The sequence below is a fragment of the Deinococcus soli (ex Cha et al. 2016) genome, from assembly GCF_001007995.1.
In the GTDB taxonomy this organism is placed as follows: domain Bacteria; phylum Deinococcota; class Deinococci; order Deinococcales; family Deinococcaceae; genus Deinococcus; species Deinococcus soli.
Genome location: NZ_CP011389.1, coordinates 2,057,539 through 2,076,906 on the forward strand (window position 1 = coordinate 2,057,539; position 19,368 = coordinate 2,076,906).

20 protein-coding genes are annotated in these 19,368 nt (G+C 70.7%); 10 read left to right on the forward strand and 10 right to left on the reverse strand.

The genetic code is table 11. The features are described from left to right. Positions 1-122 precede the first annotated feature (122 nt). A complete protein-coding gene (locus SY84_RS10185) occupies positions 123-641 on the forward strand; it encodes a hypothetical protein (protein WP_046843914.1) in 519 nt (172 codons plus the stop codon). Between the two features lie 52 nt (positions 642-693). After that, positions 694-1,086 carry an NIF family HAD-type phosphatase gene (locus tag SY84_RS15930; protein ID WP_052751109.1) on the forward strand — a complete coding sequence of 131 codons (393 nt, stop codon included), beginning with the start codon at positions 694-696 and terminating at the stop codon, positions 1,084-1,086. A gap of 560 nt (positions 1,087-1,646) precedes the next feature. Here SY84_RS15930 and SY84_RS10195 read toward each other — a convergent pair. Beyond that, positions 1,647-3,074, reverse strand: coding sequence for a PLP-dependent aminotransferase family protein (locus SY84_RS10195; RefSeq protein ID WP_052751110.1), 1,428 nt, complete (start codon positions 3,072-3,074; stop codon positions 1,647-1,649). A 98-nt stretch (positions 3,075-3,172) separates the two neighbouring features. Here SY84_RS10195 and SY84_RS10200 point away from each other — a divergent pair, with 98 nt between their 5' ends. Then, positions 3,173-4,384 (forward strand): benzoate/H(+) symporter BenE family transporter, encoded by a 1,212-nt coding sequence (locus tag SY84_RS10200; protein WP_046843915.1) that lies wholly within the window; start codon positions 3,173-3,175, stop codon positions 4,382-4,384. A gap of 131 nt (positions 4,385-4,515) precedes the next feature. Here the strand turns inward: SY84_RS10200 and SY84_RS10205 are convergent, their stop codons facing one another. Next, positions 4,516-4,740, reverse strand: coding sequence for a phosphotransferase-like protein (locus SY84_RS10205; protein ID WP_052751112.1), 225 nt, complete (start codon positions 4,738-4,740; stop codon positions 4,516-4,518). On the opposite strand from SY84_RS10205, the gene SY84_RS10210 reads away from it, so the two are divergent. After that, positions 4,739-5,107 (forward strand): DUF7079 family protein, encoded by a 369-nt coding sequence (locus SY84_RS10210; RefSeq protein ID WP_052751113.1) that lies wholly within the window; start codon positions 4,739-4,741, stop codon positions 5,105-5,107. The two genes, SY84_RS10205 and SY84_RS10210, sit on opposite strands and share 2 nt — an antisense overlap. Positions 5,108-5,311: 204 nt before the next feature. Here SY84_RS10210 and SY84_RS10215 read toward each other — a convergent pair whose 3' ends face one another. The 5 genes from SY84_RS10215 to groES form a co-directional block, all read right to left on the reverse strand. Next, the gene (locus SY84_RS10215) at positions 5,312-5,887 is read right to left on the reverse strand and encodes an AAA family ATPase (protein WP_046843916.1); all 576 of its coding nucleotides are present in this window, start codon (positions 5,885-5,887) and stop codon (positions 5,312-5,314) included. Between the two features lie 189 nt (positions 5,888-6,076). Further along, on the reverse strand, positions 6,077-7,093 hold the full coding sequence (locus SY84_RS10220; protein WP_046843917.1) for an LLM class flavin-dependent oxidoreductase: 1,017 nt from the start codon (positions 7,091-7,093) through the stop codon (positions 6,077-6,079). A gap of 44 nt (positions 7,094-7,137) precedes the next feature. Continuing rightward, positions 7,138-7,539 (reverse strand): hypothetical protein, encoded by a 402-nt coding sequence (locus SY84_RS16535; protein WP_157882957.1) that lies wholly within the window; start codon positions 7,537-7,539, stop codon positions 7,138-7,140. Between the two features lie 413 nt (positions 7,540-7,952). Next, positions 7,953-9,590, reverse strand: coding sequence for a chaperonin GroEL (gene groL / locus SY84_RS10230; RefSeq protein ID WP_046843918.1), 1,638 nt, complete (start codon positions 9,588-9,590; stop codon positions 7,953-7,955). A 126-nt stretch (positions 9,591-9,716) separates the two neighbouring features. Continuing rightward, complete coding sequence (groES, locus tag SY84_RS10235) at positions 9,717-10,004, reverse strand: co-chaperone GroES (RefSeq protein ID WP_046843919.1); 288 nt, start codon at positions 10,002-10,004, stop codon at positions 9,717-9,719. Between the two features lie 258 nt (positions 10,005-10,262). On the opposite strand from groES, the gene SY84_RS10240 reads away from it, so the two are divergent. Genes SY84_RS10240 through SY84_RS10265 form a run of 6 tightly spaced genes read left to right on the forward strand, consistent with a single transcriptional unit; the run spans position 10,263 to position 14,077 of the window. Beyond that, positions 10,263-10,868, forward strand: coding sequence for a GGDEF domain-containing protein (locus SY84_RS10240; protein WP_046843920.1), 606 nt, complete (start codon positions 10,263-10,265; stop codon positions 10,866-10,868). Continuing rightward, positions 10,865-11,305, forward strand: a complete 441-nt coding sequence (locus tag SY84_RS10245) for a DinB family protein (protein WP_046843921.1) — start codon at positions 10,865-10,867, stop codon at positions 11,303-11,305. The genes SY84_RS10240 and SY84_RS10245 overlap by 4 nt, the downstream gene beginning before the upstream one ends. Further along, positions 11,302-11,943 (forward strand): nucleoside deaminase, encoded by a 642-nt coding sequence (locus SY84_RS16925; protein ID WP_046843922.1) that lies wholly within the window; start codon positions 11,302-11,304, stop codon positions 11,941-11,943. The genes SY84_RS10245 and SY84_RS16925 overlap by 4 nt, the downstream gene beginning before the upstream one ends. Continuing rightward, positions 11,940-12,902 (forward strand): NUDIX domain-containing protein, encoded by a 963-nt coding sequence (locus tag SY84_RS16930; protein ID WP_052751115.1) that lies wholly within the window; start codon positions 11,940-11,942, stop codon positions 12,900-12,902. Before SY84_RS16925 ends, SY84_RS16930 begins: the two co-directional genes overlap by 4 nt. Continuing rightward, entirely contained in the window at positions 12,899-13,507 is a 609-nt protein-coding gene (locus SY84_RS10260) for a histidine phosphatase family protein (RefSeq protein WP_245621319.1), read from the forward strand. The genes SY84_RS16930 and SY84_RS10260 overlap by 4 nt, the downstream gene beginning before the upstream one ends. Before the next feature lie 21 nt (positions 13,508-13,528). Further along, positions 13,529-14,077 (forward strand): GNAT family N-acetyltransferase, encoded by a 549-nt coding sequence (locus tag SY84_RS10265; protein WP_046843923.1) that lies wholly within the window; start codon positions 13,529-13,531, stop codon positions 14,075-14,077. A gap of 45 nt (positions 14,078-14,122) precedes the next feature. On the opposite strand, the gene SY84_RS10270 is transcribed toward SY84_RS10265, so the two are convergent. Genes SY84_RS10270 through SY84_RS10280 form a run of 3 tightly spaced genes read right to left on the reverse strand, consistent with a single transcriptional unit; the run spans position 14,123 to position 19,349 of the window. Further along, positions 14,123-16,306: a beta-glucosidase gene (locus SY84_RS10270; RefSeq protein ID WP_052751117.1), complete on the reverse strand. Its 2,184-nt coding sequence runs from the start codon at positions 16,304-16,306 to the stop codon at positions 14,123-14,125. After that, on the reverse strand, positions 16,303-17,976 hold the full coding sequence (locus SY84_RS10275; protein WP_245621320.1) for a glycoside hydrolase family 43 protein: 1,674 nt from the start codon (positions 17,974-17,976) through the stop codon (positions 16,303-16,305). Before SY84_RS10275 ends, SY84_RS10270 begins: the two co-directional genes overlap by 4 nt. Further along, positions 17,973-19,349, reverse strand: a complete 1,377-nt coding sequence (locus SY84_RS10280; RefSeq protein ID WP_046843924.1) for a GH1 family beta-glucosidase — start codon at positions 19,347-19,349, stop codon at positions 17,973-17,975. The genes SY84_RS10275 and SY84_RS10280 overlap by 4 nt, the downstream gene beginning before the upstream one ends. Positions 19,350-19,368 lie beyond the last annotated feature (19 nt).

Consider the following 19,368-nt stretch of genomic DNA (forward strand, 5'->3'; position numbering starts at 1 on the left):
CCTCGCCCACCCGGCGCGGGGCCGTTTCCACAATCCCGGCTCAACCCCCCGTTCAGCCCAGGGTCAGATTCACACGGCAAGGTGAACACATTACGTTCCCACGCGGAACACGGAGGACCACCATGCACAAAACCATCCTGACCACCGCCCTCGCGGTCACCCTCGGCGCCGCCACCCTCTCCAGCAGCGCCGGCGCCCAGACGCTCAGCGTCAACATCAGCGCCAGCCTCCAGTACCCCAGCGTCATCCAGACCACCGCCAACCTCCTGAACCTCCTCAGCCAAGGCGTCAAGGTCACCCTCCTCACCCCCACCAACCAACCCGCCGCCACCGTCAGCAGCGGCGGCGGCATCGTCGTCAACCCCGCCTACCCCACCACCCGCCTCACCCAGGTGCAAGTCATGACCCAGGTCCCCGGCACCACCACCTACGCCAAAGAGATCTACCCCCTCGCGCAACCCATCACCACCGCCCAACCCCTCAGCGCACAGAGCATCGTCGTCAAAGCCAAAGACGGCACCCGCCAACCCCTCATGAACGTCATGGCCCGCCAGGCCGCCTGGGCCAAAGCGCCCGGCCTGCAGAAAAAACCTGGCGGCATGCCCCCCGGCCAGTACAAGAAAACACAGGGCAACAAGTAACCCCACCAACCCAGACCCCTCCCACGCGGAGGGGTTTCTCCTATCCTGACCCATGCCGCCCCGGCCCCTCCTGATCCTCGACCTGGACGAAACCCTCTGGCACGGCACCCCCGACCCCACCCACACCACCGCTTTCCTCTGGCACCGCGACCGCTGCTCCTGGCACCGCGACGAACACGGCGACCTCCAACCCCGCAAACCCGCCCGGAAACTCCGCGCCACCTGGATACGATCCCGCTACCCCCGCGAACGCATCCTCGCCATCGACGACCGACCACAAAACTGGGCATCCGGCTACGGCCACCTCGTCCGCGTCACCCCCTGGACCGGCGACCCCACCGACGACGAACTCCCCCGCCTCGCCCGGTACCTGCTGAGCATCGCGGACACGCCGGATCTTCGGCGGGTGGAGAAGCGGGGATGGCGGGGGCGGGTTCTGGACTGATTGTTTGATTGGTTGCGCCTGCGGCGGGCCTCCCCACCCCCCAGCCCCCTACCCCAGAGGGGCAGGGGGAGCTTACGTTGCACTGGGCAAGAGTTTTGACTCGTGCGGCGTGTTTGTGTTGGGCGGTGGGGTGTCCGGCTTCGACGCCATCCTGCCGCCCCCCGCAAGGCCCGCGCGCTGCGCGCACGACGGCCGGCGGCAGTCTGCGGTCAGGTGATCGGTGGGACGCTTCGCGCCGCTGATCGACTTTCAAAAGACCGCTTTGGCAGAAGCCCAAAAAGTAGAACCTTCCGGCACGCACCACGTCGACTTGCCCCGCAACCGTCGTGGCAGACGAGCCCGTCGTGCGCGCAGCGCGCGGGGCGCCCGCAGCGAATTCGGAGGTCTGCAGCCCCATACGTGGCCGAACCCGCCAGTCACCCACCGACCACCTCAGAGAAAGACCTGCCGAGCGCAGCGACCGCTCCCCCTGCCCCCCTGGGGTAGGGGGCTGGGGGGTGGGGAGGCCCGCCGCAGGCGCCCACCTTCGACTCCGCAGGAAACCCGCCTTCCAACTCAGGTCAAACCAGCCGCTCACTCCCCCGGCTCGTGAACTCCGCCCACGCCCGCGCGAGCCGGTTGACTGCTTCGGGGATGTGGTCGGGGTGCAGGGTGAAGGGGATGCGCAGGTACTGGTCGGGGAGAGGGGTGACGCCCATGCTGGCGCCGGGGTAGAGGCGCAGGCCGTGGCGGGCGGCGTGGTGGGTGTAGGCGCTGGCGGTGGGGCCAGGGAGGGTGATCCAGAGGAATTGTCCGCCGGGTGGGGTGGTGAACGTCCAGTCGGGGAGGTGGGTGCGCAGGAGGTGGGCGAGGTGGTCGCGGGCGGGGGTGATGGCGGCGCGGCGTTCGCTGATGAGGGTGGGGAGGTCGGTGAGGAGGTGGAGGGCGAGGTGCTGGGCGGGTTGGCTGCTGCCGAAGTCGGTGAGGGTCTTGGCCTGTTTGAGGGTGGGGGCGAGGGTGGGGGGGAGGCGGAGCCAGCCGATGCGCAGGCCCGCCCAGTAGAGCTTGCTGAGGGAGCCGACGTTGAGGATGGGGGCGCGTGGGGCGAGGGTGCTGAGGCGGGGGGGTGGGGGGGTGTCGGTGAAGGGGAGGTCGAGGAGGGTGTCGTCTTCGAGGGTGGGGAGGTGGGTGTCGTGGAGGTGCGCGGCGAGGTGCTGGCGGGCGGGGTGGGTGATGGTGGTGCCGGTGGGGTTGTGGTGGGTGGGGGTGAGGAACGCGAGGCGGGGGTGGTGGGTGCGGGTCTGGTGCGCGAAGTGGTGGGGGTCGAGGTGCTGGGCGGTGACGGGGGTGCCGGTGAGGTGGGCGCCGGCGGCGCGCATGACGTCGATCGCGCCGAAGTAGGTGGGGGTCTCGAGGAGGGCGGTGTCGCCGCGCCTGAGGAGGGTGTGGGCGGTGAGGGCGATGGCCTGCTGGGCGCCGCTGGTGATGAGGATCTGTTCGGGGGTGGTGGGGAGTCCGGCGTGGGTGTAGTGCTGGGCGATGAGGTCGCGCAGGTCGGGGAGGCCGTGGGGGTGGTAGGGGCTGTCGTAGTGGGCGTGCTGCGCGGCGTCGCGCAGGCGGGCGCGCTGGGCGTCGGTGAGGAGGGGCACGGCGATGGTGAGGTCGATCTCGCTGGGGTGGGCCGCGCCGACGGGGGTGCGCAGGGTGAGGAGGGGCTGGGCGCGGGGGGCGGTGGGGGCGACGTGCGTGCCGCGTCCGACGTGCCGGGTGAGGTAGCCGCTGGCGGTGAGGTCGTCGAGGGCGGTGACGGCGGTGGCGCGGCTGACGCCGAGCAGCGCGGCGAGGGTGCGTTCGGCGGGGAGGCGCTGTCCGGGACTGAGTTCCCCGCGGTCGATGGCGTGCTGGAGGTGGGTGTGCAGGCGGGCGTGGAGGGGGCCGGGGTGGTCGCGCCAGCCGCGCAGCAGGGCGGCCCAGTGGGGCGCGTCGGTGGGGCTGTGCGGCGTGGGCATGCGCTTCAGCGTACAGGCCAATCTGTCTGGATGAGCAGGCCAATGCACGGGCCATTGCCCCTGCCCGGAGGGGGCCATTCGGGTGCACACTCGGGAGCATGACCACGCTCCCTGCCGCCAGTCCTGCGCCCTCGTTCTGGCGGGATTCGCACCCCAGCGCGGTGCTGGCCGGGCTGATCACCATGCTGATCGGCTGGGCGGGCCCGAACGTCCTGATCTACTCGGTGGCGCAGGCCGCGCACCTCAGCGACGGTCAGGCGATGTCGTGGCTGTGGGCGCACGCGCTGCTGGCGGGCCTGACCGGCATCATCCTGAGCCTGCGCACCCGCATCCCCATCCTGGTCACCTGGAGTACGCCGGGCATCGCGCTGCTCGTGACGGCCCTGCCGGGCATCCCCTTCCCGGAGGCAGTGGGGGCGTTCCTCACGTCGGGCCTGCTGGTGCTGGGCCTGGGGCTGTTCCCGCCGCTCACGCGGGCGCTCCAGAGCATCCCCGCGCCGCTGGCGGCCGCGCTGAACGCCGCGATTCTCCTGCCGTTCGGCTTCCGGGCACTTCAGGCATTCGGGACCGCCCCCACGCTGGTGGGCGTGATGATCGCCGCGTACTTCGCGCTGCGGCTCGTCGCGCCGCGCTGGGCGGTGGCGGGCGTGCTGCTGACCGGCGTGGTCGCCAGTGGCGTCCTGAACCTGTGGCATCCGCAGCCCATCGCGCTGGCCCTCACCCGCCCGGAGTTCGTGCTCCCGCAGTTCAGCCTGCATGCCACCCTGAACCTCGCGCTGCCGCTGACGCTCCTGGCGTTCACCGGGCAGTTCGTGCCCGGCTTCGGCGTCCTCAAGACCAGCGGCTACGAACCCGCGCCCGGCCCGATCCTGCGCGCCTGCGGCATCGCCAGCAGCGCCGCCGCGTTCGCCGGGTGCCACAACCTCACCCTGGGGGCGCTGCTGGCGAACATCGTCACCGGCCCCGAAGCGCACCCCGACGCGCGCAAACGCTACACCGCCGCCGTCTGGGCGGGCGTGTTCAACATGATCGTGGCGCTGTTCGCGGGCACCGTCCTGCACCTCCTCGGCATCCTCCCCACCCAGGCCATCGCCGCACTCGCCGGACTGGCCCTGCTGGCCGCCATGGGCAGCAGCCTCCAGGCCGCCTTCCAGGGCGCAGCGGCAGGCAGCCTCGCCGCGCCCGTCGTCCTGCTCGTCGCCCTCAGCGGCATCACCCCGCTCGGAATCGGCGCGCCCTTCTGGGGCATCCTCGCCGGGTTGATCGTGTACGCCATCGAGCGGCGGCCGCTCAGACCGGCGGCCCGCTGACGGCCCTGGCCTTGACCTGCGCGGCGATGAGGCGTGCGCAGGCCAGCGCGCCTGCGAGGCCGCGCCACCCAGGAACACCTCGTCCACGATCACGGGTGCGCCCGCCCGGGCGACCTGCGCCACCCCAGACTTCACGCGGTGGCCACGCGCCGGAACACCTCCCCAGTGGCGACGGTGCCGTCCGCCGCGAACGTGATCCTGTCCCCGGATTCCCGCAGGGACGCGGGCAGCGCCGCGACCAGCGTGTCGGTGCCCAGCGTGAGCCACACGCCGGGCAGCAGCGCCTGAAGGTGGCGGGCTATGCTGGACTTCCCGGCGCTGGACCCGCCACTCAGGACGATCACCTGAACGCTCATGACCCCACCCTACCCGTCCCCTGACAGCCGACTACAGCGGCGGCGCGCCGCGTGGCAGGCCCTCTCGGCGCTGTTCCTGGACACCGAGGTCGACCCGGCGGACGTGGCGGTGCAGCTGCGCGCCACGGGCTTCAGCCTGCCGGAACTGCGGCAGATCCTCCGCGCCGAGGTGGCGCCAGTGCTGGGCGGCAATCTGCTGAGTGTGGCGGGCGTGTGGGACGCCTTCGACCTGTCCGGCCTGGAGGACCGCTTCCGGGCGGGCCGGGCGCGGCCCACGCTGACCGGCGCGCTGGCCCTGCGGGTGATCCGCGCCGACTGGCAGGCGGTGGAGGCTCGGTTCAGGGCAGAACAACCACAGGGGAGTTGACAGATGGCGAAACGCCTGTCATACTTGCATTTCTGACCTGACGAGGTCGTGCCGTGCCTATCCCGCTGGTTCTCACGAGCGAACGTCCACTTCGGACTCTGCGCGAGTTTTCGCGCCCCGGCACTGGAAAGGCATCACTGCACTTGAGGGAGGCGTCCACCTCTGGGATTGACAAAAAACGGACGCGCGAGCAGGACACGCTGGTCAACCCAGTCCGTCTGCACCATCAGAGCAGCCCCTCAGCGGGCTGCTTTCTCTTTGGGCGTGCAGCCACGTCAGGATGCCGGGCAGCACGTCCTCCCGGGTGGTGTCCACCGTCAGGCAGGGGGCGTCGCCCAGGTCGAGTGGCGTCCAGCAGCAGTGGGCGGGCAGGGTCGCGTACTCCATCGCAAGGTCGATCCCGGGTCGGCGCCCCGACGCCACCCGCGCGTCGTGCCGTGCCTGGAGGACGTCCAGGGGCGCGTGGCAGAACACCTGCGCGACCCTCGCCCCGTGCGCCTGGGCCAGCTTCAGGATGTGCGCCTCGCTGACCCCATGGTAGAAGTGCGATTCCAGCAGGGTGTCCACGCCAGCGGCAAGGGTGACGCCCGCGACGTGCCACATCACGTCGAAGCTCAGGGGGCCGGAGACGTCCCGCGTCAGTTCCGGGATGCGGGCCAGGAGGAGGGCCTTGTACTCGTCCTTCGTCACGAACGGCAGGTTCAGGGTGCGGGCCAGCCGCGCACCCAGCGTGGATTTTCCGGAGGCGGGCAGGCCCGACACGATCAGCAGAAGAGGCATGCGGGCCACGCTACCGCCCGCGCTGGGCCGCCGCGTCACACCTTGTGGGGATTTACAGCGGTGTCCAGTTCCATTGAAGGGCCAGCACCACGCCCTTCAATTCCACTTCCAACCGCTGGTGTGACGGCATCTCGCTCCGCTCGGTTCAGATGTGCTGAGACGACCCATCAGCACACCTGAACACCGCTGTCAGCGCCAGCCCAGGCCCGGTGCGACGTGCGTGAGGATACTCTCGATCAGGTGCGCGTTGTAGTCCACGCCCAGCTGATTCGGGACGGTCAGCAGGAGGGTGTCGGCTTCCGCGATGGCCTCGTCCTGCCGCAGCTGCTCGATCAGGCGGTCCGGTTCGTCGGCGTAACTGCGGCCGAACACCGCGCGGTACTGGTCGATCACCCCGAACTGATCCTGCCCACCCTGCCGTCCGAAGTACACGCGGTCCTGGTCATTCACCAGCGCGAAGATGCTGCGGCTGACCGACACGCGCCCCTCACGAGCGTGCCCGGCGTCCTTCCACGCAGCGCGGTACGCGCGGATCTGCTCGGCCTGCTGCACGTGGAAGGGTTTGCCGTTCTCGTCCACCTTCAAGGTAGAACTCTGGAGATTCATGCCCATCTTCGCAGCCCATTCGGCCGTGGCGTTCGATGCGGCGCCCCACCAGATGCGGTCGCGCAGGCCCGCCGAGTACGGCTCCAGCCGCAGCAGACCCGGCGGGTTCGGGAACATCGGGCGGGGGTTGGGTTGCGCGAAGCCTTTGCCCTCGATCACGTCGAGGAACACCTCGGCGTGCCGCCGCGCCATGTCCGCTTCCGTCTCGCCGGGGGCGGGCGCGTACCCGAAGTGCCGCCACCCGTCGATCACCTGCTCCGGCGAGCCCCGGCTGATGCCCAGCTGCAAGCGCCCACCGGAGATCAGGTCGGCGGAACCGGCGTCCTCGGCCATGTACAGCGGGTTCTCGTAGCGCATGTCGATCACGCCCGTGCCCAGCTCGATGCGGTTGGTCTTCGCGCCCATCGCGGCCAACAGTGGGAACGGCGAGCCCAGCTGCTGCGCGAAGTGATGCACGCGCACGTACGCGCCGTCCGCGCCCAGTTCCTCGGCGGCGACGGCCAGTTCGATGGTCTGGTGCAGCACGTCCGCCGCCGAGCGCGTGCCGGACTGCGGGGACGGATTCCAGTGCCCGAACGAGAGAAACCCGATCTTCTTCATACCTACAGGCTAGCGCGATTAGTTGAAAAAGTAAATCGGTTTGATTAGTAAATCTGAATATGCGTCACGATGTGGATACCAGCATCCAGCCCGGCAGCTACCCTGAGCACGTGGCCCGCAAACCCCGTTCCAGACTCGTTGACCGCAGCGAGTACTACGAGATCACCGGGCGCCTGCAACACTACGCCTGTTTCCACTGCCGCAAGGCCTTCACACACGGTTTCCCCCGCTCTGGGGAAGCGACCCTCTGCCCGCAGTGCCGTCAGCCCATGACCAACATGGGCACCGACTTCAAGGCCCCCGCCCAGCGCGAGCACCGGCAGTGGCAGAAAGTCCAGCAGCTCGCCCAGGCAGGCGTCCGGTTCTTCCCCGTCGGCAGCACGGGCATGCCCGGTGACCGTCCCGCCACCCTGGCGGAAGTCCCTGCCTTCCTTAGGCGCATTCACCCGCCCAGCGCCGGGCAGAGGGACCTGGAACGTCCATCCAGCACGACCTCCCCGGCACCCCGAGAGGGGAGAGTGATCACGCAGGGGCAGGCGCCACATCAGCAGTTCTGGTTCCTGGGACGCCTTCTCACGCCCGGTATGATGCTGGAAGTCTGGCATCAGGGCGCCTGGTGCAGGGGCACACTGGCACGGAGGCAGGGCAACATCATCAGGACAGCGCTGGGGCCAGTGCCACTGACACCCACCACGCGTCTGCGCTGGCCGACAATGTAGAAGAAAGCCGGAGCATCACGCCCCGGCTTCCCCCGTTCAGCTTCCGGCCATCAGCCGTCAGCCGTCTGCGTTTCTGGTGGCCTCAGACTCGGGGGCGGCCCCTCGTCTTTCTTGACCAGTCAGCGCAGGGGTTACTGCGCTTAGAAGTCCATGCCGCCCATGTCAGGGCCGCCGGCGGGCGCGGCGGGCGCGGCCTTCTCGGGCTTGTCGCTGACGATGGCTTCGGTGGTGAGGATCAGCGCGCCGATGCTGGCGGCGTTCTGCAGCGCGGTGCGGGTGACCTTGGCGGGGTCGACGATGCCGGCGGCGACCATGTCTTCGACGTACTCGCCGGTGGCGGCGTTGAAGCCGAAGCGGGGCTTGTCGCTGTTGATGACGGCGTTCACGATGACGCTGCCTTCTTCACCGGCGTTCGCGGCGATCTGACGGGCGGGCTCTTCGAGCGCGCGGATCAGGATGCGGGCACCGGTGGCTTCGTCGCCGACGAGGCTCTCGGCGGCCTTACGCACGGCGGGGATGACGCGCAGCAGGGTGGTGCCGCCGCCCGCGACGATGCCTTCTTCCACGGCGCTGCGCGCGGTGCTCAGGGCGTCCTCGTAGCGGTGCTTCTTCTCTTTCAGTTCGGTTTCGGTGGCGGCACCGACGCGGATGACGGCGACGCCGCCGGCCAGCTTGGCGAGGCGCTCCTGGAGTTTCTCGCGGGCGTAGTCGCTGTCGGTGGTGTCGAGTTCGCCCTTGATGGCGTTGACGCGGGCGTCGATGGCGCTCTGCTCACCGCGGCCGTCCACGATGGTGGTTTCGTCCTTGGTGATGCGGATGCGGGCGGCGCGGCCGAGCATCTCCATGGTGACGTTCTCGAGCTTGTGGCCGAGGTCTTCGCTGACGACTTCCCCGCCGGTGACGGCGGCGATGTCGCGCAGCATTTCCTTGCGGCGATCACCGAAGCCGGGGGCCTTGACGGCGGCGATGTTCAGGGTGCCGCGCAGCTTGTTGACGACCAGGGTGGCCAGCGCTTCGCCTTCGACGTCCTCGGCGATGATCAGCAAGGGACGGCCGGTCTGGGCGACTTTTTCGAGGATGGGCAGCATGTCCTTGAGGTTGCTGACCTTCTTCTCGTTGATGAGGATGTAGGCGTCTTCGAGGACGGCTTCCATCTTCTCGGGGTTGGTGATGAAGTAGGGGTTGATGAAGCCCTTGTCGAACTGCATGCCTTCGACGACGTCCACTTCGGTGTCGAAGCCCTTGCTCTCTTCGATGGTGATGACGCCTTCCTTGCCGACCTTGTCCATCGCGCTGGCGATTTCCTGACCGACCTGCTCGTCGTTGGCGCTGATGCCCGCGACTTTCTTGATGGCTTCGCTGTCCTCGACGGGCACGGCGAGCTTCTTGATTTCCTCGATGGCGACGGCGACGGCCTTGTCGATGCCGCGCTTCAGGGCGAGGGGGTTGGCGCCGGCGGCGACGTTGCGCAGGCCTTCTTTCACGACGGCCTGGCCGAGGACGGTGGCGGTGGTGGTGCCGTCACCGGTGATGTCGTTGGTCTTGCTGGCGACTTCTTTCAGCAGCTGGGCGCCGATGTTCTCGAGTTTGTCCTCGAGTTCGACTTCCTTGGCGACGGTGACGCCGTCCTTGGTGATGGTGGGGCTGCCGAACTTCTTCTCGATGACGACGTTGCGGCCGCGGGGCCCGAGGGTGACTTTGACGGCGTTGGCGACGGCGTTGACGCCACGCTCGAGGGCGCGGCGGGCCTGTTCATCGAACACGAGCTGTTTAGCCATGGTGGTGCTCCTTTGGGGCTATGAGTGCAGAGCGGTGGGCTCTGCGGTCACGCCTGTTGAGTGGGGTGAGGTTGGGGTTGGCTCCCCTTAGAGGGGAGCTGTCCGCGCAGCTGGCTGAGGGGTTGTTTACTCGACGATCGCGAGGATGTCGCGTTCGCTGAGGAGGCTGTAGTTCTTGCCTTCGAGGCTGACTTCGGTGCCGCCGTACTTGGCGAAGTACACGGTGTCGCCTTCCTTGACGTCAAGGGCGACGCGGGTGCCGTTGTCGAGCATCTTGCCGTTGCCGACGGCGATGACCTTGCCGCGCTGGCTCTTCTCTTTGGCGCTGTCGGGGACGTACAGGCCGCCGGCGGTCTTCTGCTCGGCTTCCTCGATGATTTCAACCAGAACGCGGTCACCTAGTGGTTTCAGCATGTTGTGTCCTCCTTGAATGGGGTGGGCCTCGGCGCTTACCGGGGTTCCCGGCTTTTTGCCGTTCCGCACGCAAGAATAGGGCTGTACTGGAAGAAATGTCAAACTTCAGAATCCGACAATCTGAGCGTGATGCGCTCAAGGTGCGCCAGCACGCGGATTCCACATATCCGCTTGCCACGTATATCCCTGAACGTATATATGTGTGGTGAACATACGCCCTGCTTTTCGCCTCTCTGCCATGCCCGAGGATCCCTGCCCATGCCGCGCCCCACCATCCTGACCCGCGCTGACTTCGAGACCGCTTTCGACGCCCTCCAGGGGGCTCCACTGACCCTGGCCGTGCTGGACCTCGACCACTTCAAGACCCTCAACGACACCGTCGGTCACGCCGAGGGGGACCGCGTGCTGCGCGGCGTGGAACGCCTGCTGTCCGGCAGCCTCCCCACCGGTAGCGTCATCGGGCGCATCGGCGGGGACGAGTACGCCGCCATCCTCCCCGAGACGGCCGCCGAGACCGCCCTGATCCTCCTGGACGAGGTCATCAAGCACTTCCACATTCACCGCGACCCGCAGTGGCCGCGCGGCCTGGGCCTCAGCGTCGGGCTGGCCGCGCGGCCCGCGCACGCCAGCACCTACGATGACCTCAAGCGCGCCGCCGACGAGGCCATGATCCGCGCCAAACGCGAGGGCCGCGGCCGCGCGTGCATCTACGTGGAAAGCAAGATGGTCCTGAAAAGCAACTACTACCCCAAGAGCCAGCTCGAACGCCTCGCCAAACTGTCCGGCGCGCTGGGCCGCACCGAGGCGTCCCTGCTGCGCGAGGCGCTGGACGACCTGATCGAGAAGAACCGGGAGGCGCTGTGAAGAGCCGCTGGGACCACCTGTTTTACGGGGAGTTCGCGGACCGGCGCGCCCTGCTGTCAGGCCTGACGCTGGAACAGGTCACCGCGCGGCCCTCCGGGCAGACGCACTCCATCTTCGACGAGCTGTGGCACGCGGCGCTGTGGCAGACCATCATGGTGGACCGCGACGAGGCCCTTTACGACCGGCTGTGGCAGAGCGGCCCGCGCTACCCGCAGCAGCCGCCCGCCAACCTGAGCGAGTGGACGGCGCTGGTCGAGGACTTCCTGGGCGGACTGGAGCGGGCGCTGACCTGCACCCGCTCGCCGGAGACGCTCGGCCGTGAGGTCAATCCCGGCGAGACCATGGCCGACATCCTGAGCGGGCTGGCCGTCCATAACGCGTACCACCTGGGCAAGATCGTGGCGCTGCGGCAGGTGCTGGGCGCGTGGCCGCAATGACCGGGGTCACAGCGACCGGCGGATCCTCGCCGGGCTGGCGCGCGGCGCTGTCGGAGGCGTGGGACGCGTACGTGGCGGGGTCGCTGCCCATCGGCGCGTGCGTGATCGACGAGGGTGGGGTGGTGATCGCGCGGGGCCGCAACCGCCTGGGTGATCCGCGCGGCGTGGCGGGCGTGATCAGCGGCTCAGACCTGGCGCACGCGGAGATCAACGCGCTGCTGGCCCTGCAAGGCACGCCCCGCCCGGACTGCTACGGGTGGACGGTCCTGACGACGGTGCAGCCCTGCCCGCAGTGCGCCGGGGCGATCGCCATGAGTGGCCTGCGGGGCGTGGCGTACGCGGCGGCGGACCCGTGGGCGGGCTGCACGCACCTGCTGACGGACGACCCGTACGTGTCCCGTAAGCGCATCCGTGTGGAGCGCGCCCCGGCGGACGTGCAGCGCGCGGCGTTGCGGTTGATGCTGCACGCCCTGCTGGACGAACTGCAGGCGGGCGGCAACCGGGCGGTGCTGGACAGTTTCGACGCGGTGCACCGGCAGGACGTGGCCTTCGCGGAGGCGCTGCACGCGGCGGGCACCCTGTCGGCCCTGCGCGACCAGCGCGCCCCACTGGCCGGGGCGCTGGCGGTGCTGGCATGACCCGCCCGGCCTTCGTGGACCTGTCCCCTGGCCTGGACCGGGTGGGCCGCGCCTGCGCGTGGATCGAGCGGGAGGACGGCCTCGTCCTCATGACTGGCCTGGAGTGGGGTGGCTGGACGCTGCCGGGCGGCGGCATCCACCCCGGCGAGACCCCCGAGGTGGCCGCCGCCCGCGAGGCGTGGGAGGAGGCGGGCGCGCACGCCGAGGTGGCGGGCGACCCGTTCCCGATCGTGGGCGTCAGTGGCGTCGAGAGCGTCTGCGTGCCCCTGCACCTGACCCGCCTGGAGCCCAGCCCGGAGGGCCGCCCCGTGACCTGGGTGAATCCCCGCTCGCTGCCGTGGGCGCAGGATCACCAGCTGCGGCAGGGCCTCGCGGCGCGCGGGCAGACGCCAGCGCACCTCGAAGTTCCGCCACTCGTGCGCTCGGCGCTCGACGCGGCGCACGCGACAAGGTTCCCGCACAGCTGCTCGCCGGAGGTCGGAGCGCTGCTGCGCACCCTGGCGGCGGCGCGGCCCGGCGGGCGCGTCCTGGAACTCGGCACGGGACTGGGCGTGAGTGCGGCGTGGCTGCTCTCGGGCCTGCCGGACTCGGGGCGACTGCTGAGCATCGAGCAGGACGGCGAGCGCGCGGGCCGTGCCTGGAGCGTGCTGCGCGCCGACCCGCGCGCCCGCGTGCAACTGGGCGACTGGCCGGACGCGCTGCTGGAGGCCCCCTTCGACCTGATCTTCGCGGATTGCGCGCCCGCGAAGACCCCGGACGCGCTGCCCACCCTGGCGCGCGCCCTGCGACCCGGCGGGACGCTGATGCTGGACAAGCTCACGCCCCGCGCCCGGCTGGACGGAGCGTGGCACGCGGGCGACCCGCTGCGCGACGCGGCGTTCGCCCACCCGCACCTGCACACCTGCGAGGTGCAGGTCACCCGCCACGAGTGCGTGCTGCTCGCCACGAGGACCGCGTGACCGGCGAGCTGCACCTGACGATCCTGCGGCACGGCCGCAGCCGCGCCGACGACGAGAACGTCCACGAGGGCACCTACGACAGCCCCCTGACCCCGGCCGGAGAGGCGCAGGCGGCGGCGCTGGCCGCGTACTGGCAGGCGCACCCGCCGGGCTTCGACCGGGCCTACACCTCCACGTTGCAGCGGGCGCACGGCACCGCCCGCATCGTCACCGACGCACTGGGCGTCCCGCTGACCCCCAGCGACCTCCTGCGGGAATGGGACAACGGCCCCCTGGCGGGGATGGACCGCGAGGAGGCGCTGGCACGCTACCCGATTCCCGCGTTCCGGCACGACCTCGCCCCGTTCACCCCTGACGGTGGCGAGTCGCAGGCGGCCATCCGCGCCCGCGCCCTGCACGCGCTGGAACTCGTGTGGAACGGGGGCGGGCAGCGCGTGCTGCTCGTCACGCACGGCGGCTTCGGGAACAGCCTGCTGCGGGAACTGCTCGGCGCCTCGCGCGGATGGTTCGCGTTCGGCGACACCGCCTTCGCCACCGTACGCCTGAACCGGGGCAGCCACACGGCGGTGCTGACCGGCGTGAATCTCACCCCGCACCGGCCCTGACCCACCCCGTACAGTGACGCCATGCGCCACGACCTCACCCTTGCGGACGGCCCGTACACCCTGCGCCCCCTGATCGACGCGGACACCGGGCCGCTGCTGGCGCTGGCCGCCGCGCACGAGGCCGAATACGCCCGCATGGGGACGTTTCCCACCCAGGAGCGCTACTACACCGGCGCGCTGGACGCGGACGACCAGATGCCCTTCGTAAAACTCGTGCGCGGCGAGCTGGCGGGCGCGACCCGCTTCATGGAGATGCGCCCGAAGCAGCGCCGTCTGGAGATCGGCAGCACCTGGCTGGCCCCGGCGTTCATGCGCACGCCCGCGAACCGCACCTTCAAACGCCTGCTCCTCGACCACGCCTTCGGCGAGATGGGCGTGCTGCGCGTGGAGATCAAGACCGACATCCTGAACACCCGCAGCCAGCGCGCCATCGAGGGGCTGGGCGCCACCCGCGAGGGCGTGCTGCGCCAGCACATGCCGCGCCCGGACGGCACCCAGCGCGACACGGTCATGTACTCCATCATCGCCCCCGAGTGGCCGCAGGTGCGCGCCGCGCTGCTGAACTGGTAGGCGGCGGCGACCCCCAGGTGATCCGGGGACCGCCTCCGTCGCCGCTCACGGCAGGCTGAGGGTGGCCTTTCCGTCCCCGGCGCTCAGGGTGTACTGCCCGGGCAGGAGCTGCCACGTGCCGGGGCCGTAGGCGTCGCCGACCCAGCTGCTCAGGCGGTCGCGGGGAACGGTGATCTGCACGGCGCGGCTCTCGCCGGGCTTCAGGACCGCGCGCAGCACGCCGACCAGGCGTGAGGTGGCCTGCAGGGCGCCGCTGGCGGGCAGGCTGGCGCGCAGCAGCACCGTCACGGTGCCCGCCTTCTCACCCGTATTCGTCAGGGTGGCCTGCGCGGTCACGCCGTCCGGGGCGGGGGTGACGGTCAGGTCGCGGGCGACGCTGGTCGTGTAGTCCAGGCCGTAGCCCAGCGGGTACAGCGGCAGGGGCGTCTCGCCGGCGCCCTCGGCGGGGCGGTCGCTCCAGAGGCCCACCTGGGTCAGGCTGTCCGGCCAGGTGAACGGCAGGCGGCCGGGGAAGCCCGCGCGGCCGTACAGCGCGTCGGCCAGGGCGGCGCCGCCCTGCGTGCCGGGCAGGTACGCCATGACCAGTCCCGACAGGCGCGACTGGATGTCCGTGGGGAGGATCAGGGGTCGCCCGGCCATCAGGACCGCCACGACGGGTGTCCCGGTGGCGAGCAGGTCGCGCAGCAGCGTGATCTGCCCGTCCGGCAGGCTCAGCGCGGGGTTGTTCGCCTGCCACTCCGCGCCGGGCGCCTCGCCGACCGCGACGACGATCACGTCCGCGCCCTTCGCGGCGGTCAGGAGTTGCGGGCGTTTGGTCTCGGGCAGGGCGCTGACGGTCACACCCGCCGGGGCGGTGGCCTTCAGCGCGGGCGCCAGGGTGGCGACCTTCGGCACGTCCGGCACGTTCCCCTTGCCGACGCCCTGCCAGTTCACGCTCCAGCCGCCGAGCTGAATGGCGGCGCTGTCCATCGCGGGCCCGGTGACCAGCACGCGGCCCCTGCGGATTGGCAGCGTGTCCGCCGGGTTCTCCAGCAGCGTCAGCGTGGCGGCTGCCGCTCGCCGGGCCAGGTCGCGGTGGTCGTTCAGCACGCCGCTGCCCGCCAGCGGGGCGTCGAGCAGGCCCAGCCGCGCCTTGAAGGTCAGGACGCGCAGGGTCGCCTCGTCCAGGCGGGCCTCGCTGACCAGTCCAGTCTGCACGGCCTCCCGCAGGGCGTTCTGGTACGCCTCAACGCTGTTCGGGACCATGTACACGTCGATGCCCGCGTTCACGCTGGCCGCCGCCGCCCGCACCAGATCAGTGTGGGTGCGGTAGGTCGTGATCAGCCGCTCGATATCGTTCCAGTCGCTGACGAGCAGCCCCTGGAATCCCAGCTCGCCGCGCAGCAGGTCCGTCAGCAGCGTGCGTGAGGCGTGCACGGGCACGCCGTTCACGCTGCCGCTGTTCGCCATGACGCTCAGCGCCCCGGCGCGGATGCCTGCCCGGAAGGGCGGCAGGAACACCTCGTGCAGGGCGCGCGCGCTGATCTCCGCGTTCGCGCGGTCCAGGCCCAGGCTGGGCAGGCCGTACCCCGTGAAGTGCTTCAGGGTGGCCGCCACCCCGCCCGACTGCAGGCCGTCCACGGCGGCCGCCACCTGATCCGCCACCAGCCACGGGGACTCCCCGAAGGTCTCGTAGTAGCGGCCCCAGCGGGGGTCACGGCCCACGTCCGCGACGGGCGCGAACGTCCAGCCCATGTTCATGGCGCGCATGTCCGCGGCGGTCGCCACGGCCACCTCGCGCGTCAGGGCCGGGTCGAACGCGGCCCCCAGGCCCAGGTTGTGCGGGTAGAGGGTCGCGGCGGGGACGTTGTTCACGCCGTGCACCGCGTCCGTGCCGAACACCGCCGGAAGATTCGCGGGGTTATTCGCGCGGCCCAGCGCGTCCAGGCGGGCCAGGAAGTCCGCCCAGCCGCGCGGCGTGTTCGGCTGCGGCGCGTCCCCCCCGCCGTTCAGCAGCGTGCCGGGCCGCAGGGTGCGGAAGGTGGCGTCCGCGTCCGCGCGGATGGGTGCGCTGCGGCCCCCCTCGGTGAAGCGGAACACGTGCGCCATGCTGACCTGCCCGATCTTGTCGTCCAGGGTCAGGCGGGGTAGGATCGCGCGGGCCTGCGCCTCGGCCGCCGCCTGATCCGTCAGGGCACCGGCGTGCGCGGCCAGCGTGGCGGTCAGCAGGGCCGGCAGGGTGCGCTTCACGCGTCTCCCTCGGTGTACTCGGCCCAGTGGAAGGTCGCCTCGCGCCGCTCGCCGCTCAGGTCCTGGCAGGTCAGCGCCAGGAACGTCCCGGTGAAGCTCAGGCCGCCGCAGTGCTCGTCGCTCAGCAGGCCCGCGCTGAATTCCGGGCCGACCGGCGTCCACCCGCCCCCCGCCACCTGATACGCGAAGCCGAAGGTGTCGCCGCTGTAGCGGACCTCCAGCCCCACGCGACCTGATTCCCCCACGGGGACGTCATGGCTCAGGTGCTCGCGGTACACGCCGTTCTCGCAGCTCGTGACGTTCAGCGCGCGGCCCGCCGCCTCGTCCCGGCTGACCCGCGCGTACACCCAGTTGCGGCTGTCGTAGTACGCGCACACGCCCGCCATCTGCTGGAAGTCACGCGGATCGAAACTCAGCTCGGTCCGCAGCCGCCCGTGCAGGGATTGCAGGCGGCGGCCCACCAGCGCCACGTGATGACGGCTCATCAGCGCCTCGCGGCCCGGCAGGACCAGCCCGTCCTCCAGGCGCACGCCCAGTTCGGCGGCGGGCGCCCGCAGCGTCAGCCACTCGGGGCGCAGCGCCTCGCCCCGGAAGTCGTCGCGGGCGGGCACCTCCGGCCAGGGGTGCGGCGGCAACGCGGGCAGCGTGGCGTGCAGCGCCGGGTGGTGCCCGCCCCCCGTCAGGCGCGGCCACTCGCCCTCGGGCCAGTCCAGGCCCTGCACTGCCGTCTCGCGGCCCAGCGGGCACTCGCCGCGCGGCGTCAGGGGGCGGCCGCACAGGTGCGCCATCACCCATCGCCCGTCCGGGGTGTCGGTCAGGCTGGCATGCCCGGATTTCTGGATGGGCAGGCCCGGGTCGTCCACCGCCGTGAGCAGCGGGTTGTGCGGGTGCACCTCGTACGGCCCGAGCAGGTCGCGCGAGCGGGCCAGGGTCACGGCGTGCTCCCAGCTCGTGCCGCCCTCGGCGGTCAGCAGGTAGTACCAGCCGTCCTTCCGGTACACGTGCGGGCCTTCCGTGACCTTCAGGTGGGTGCCGGTGAAGATGGTCGTGCGCGGCCCCACCAGCCGCCCCTCGGCCGGGCTGTACTCCTGCGCCACGATCCCCGCGAAGGGGTTGCGGCCCGCGCGGTGGTCCCACAGCATGTTCAGCAGCCACTTGCGCCCGTCCCCACCCTCCGCGACGTCGTGGAAGAGGCTGGGGTCGAAGCCGCTGGAGTTCAGGTACACCGGCTCGCTCCAGGGCCCCTCGATCTCAGGCGCCGTGACCAGGTAGTTGTGGCTGTCCTTGAACGGCTCGTTGATGCCCCAGCTCTTCACGTCGGTGTAGATCAGGTGGAACTGCTCCCCGTCGTGCGACAGGCACGGCGCCCAGATGCCGCCCGAATCGGCGTTCCCGCGCATGTCCAGCTGCGACAGCCGGCTCAATGGCCGCGCCGCCAGTCGCCAGTGCACCAGATCCCGCGAGTGGTAGATCGCCACGCCCGGATACCACTGGAAGGTGCTCGTCGCCAGGTAGTAGTCCTGCCCGACCCGCAGGAGGCTGGGGTCCGGGTGGAACCCCGGCAGGACCGGGTTCGTGACCGTCACCGTGGCAGGCACCGTGGCAGGCACCGTGGCGGGCGCCGGGGGGGTTCCCGCAGTGGACTGGGTCGCCGCGAGGGTGTCCGTCACGCGCCGACCGCCTGCCCCGCGCGCGCCAGGAAGTCCCGGTACGTGCGCCCCGACAGTTTCGGCGTGCGCACCTGCGTGCCGAAGTCCACGTGCACGATCCCGAAGCGCTTGTCGTACCCCTCGGCCCACTCGAAGTTGTCCATCAGCGACCACGCGAAGTACCCGGCGACCTTCGCGCCGCGCGCCAGGGCCTCCTGCGTCGCCGCGAGGTGCTCGGTGAGGTACTGGGTGCGTTCCAGGTCGTTCACGTTCCCGTCCTCGTCCGCCACGTCCGGGTAGGTGCTGCCGTTCTCGGTGATGTAGATCGCGTCCGGCGCGTAGTCCTCCTGCAGGCGCACGAGCAGGTCGGTCAGGCTGTCCGGCGCGACCTCCCAGTCGAAGCCGGTGTATGCGCTGCCCTCGGGGCGGATCTGCCGGGCGTGCAGGAACCCCTCGCCGGGCGCGTCCTGCCCCACCGCGCGCGAGTACATGTTCACGCCCAGGAAGTCGGTGGGCTGCCCCATCAGTTCCGTGTCGCCGGGCAGCACGAGGCCCTGCGCCTGCGGGCTCAGGTCGCCCAGCAGGTCCACCATGTCCTGCGGGTAGCCGCGCCCGTACACCGGGTCCAGGTACCAGCGGTTCTGGAAGCCGTCCATGCGGTACGCGGCGGCGCGGTCCGCGGGCGTGTCCGTCGCGGGGTACGTGTGGTGGAGGTTCAGCGTGATGCCCGCCTGCGCGCCCGGCGCCTGACCGCGGATGGCCTGCATGGCCCGCCCATGCCCGACGAGCAGGTGGTGCGTGGCGGCGAAACTGGCCCGCAGGTCGTGCCGGCCCGGCGCGTGAATGCCGATGCCGTAGCCCAGGTACGCCGAGCACCACGGCTCGTTCAGCGTGATGAAGTGCTTCACGCGGTCCCCGAGCGCCGCCGCGACGACCGCCGAGTACGTCCCGAAAGCCTCGGCGGTGCCGCGCACCGTCCAGCCGCCCTCGTCCTCCAGGGTTTGCGGGAGGTCCCAGTGGTACAGCGTCGCCCAGGGCGTGATGCCGCGCGTGAGCAGTCCGTCCACGAGCCGCTGGTAGAAGTCCAGGCCCGCCTGGTTCACCGCGCCGCGCCCGTGCGGCAGGATGCGCGGCCAGGAAATGCTGAAGCGGTACGCGTTCACGCCCAGGTCGCGGATCATGTCCAGGTCGCTGTCCAGGCGGTGGTAGTGGTCGCAGGCGACGTCGCCGGTGTCCCCGCCGCGCACCTTGCCGGGCGTGCGGCAGAAGGTGTCCCAGATGCTGGGGCCCTTGCCGTCCTCGCGGGGGGCACCCTCGATCTGGTAGGAACTCGTGGCGACCCCCCAGGTGAAACGGGCGGGGAAACGGGCGGGATCAGGAATGCGGTTGGTCATGGCAGAACTCCAGTGCAGG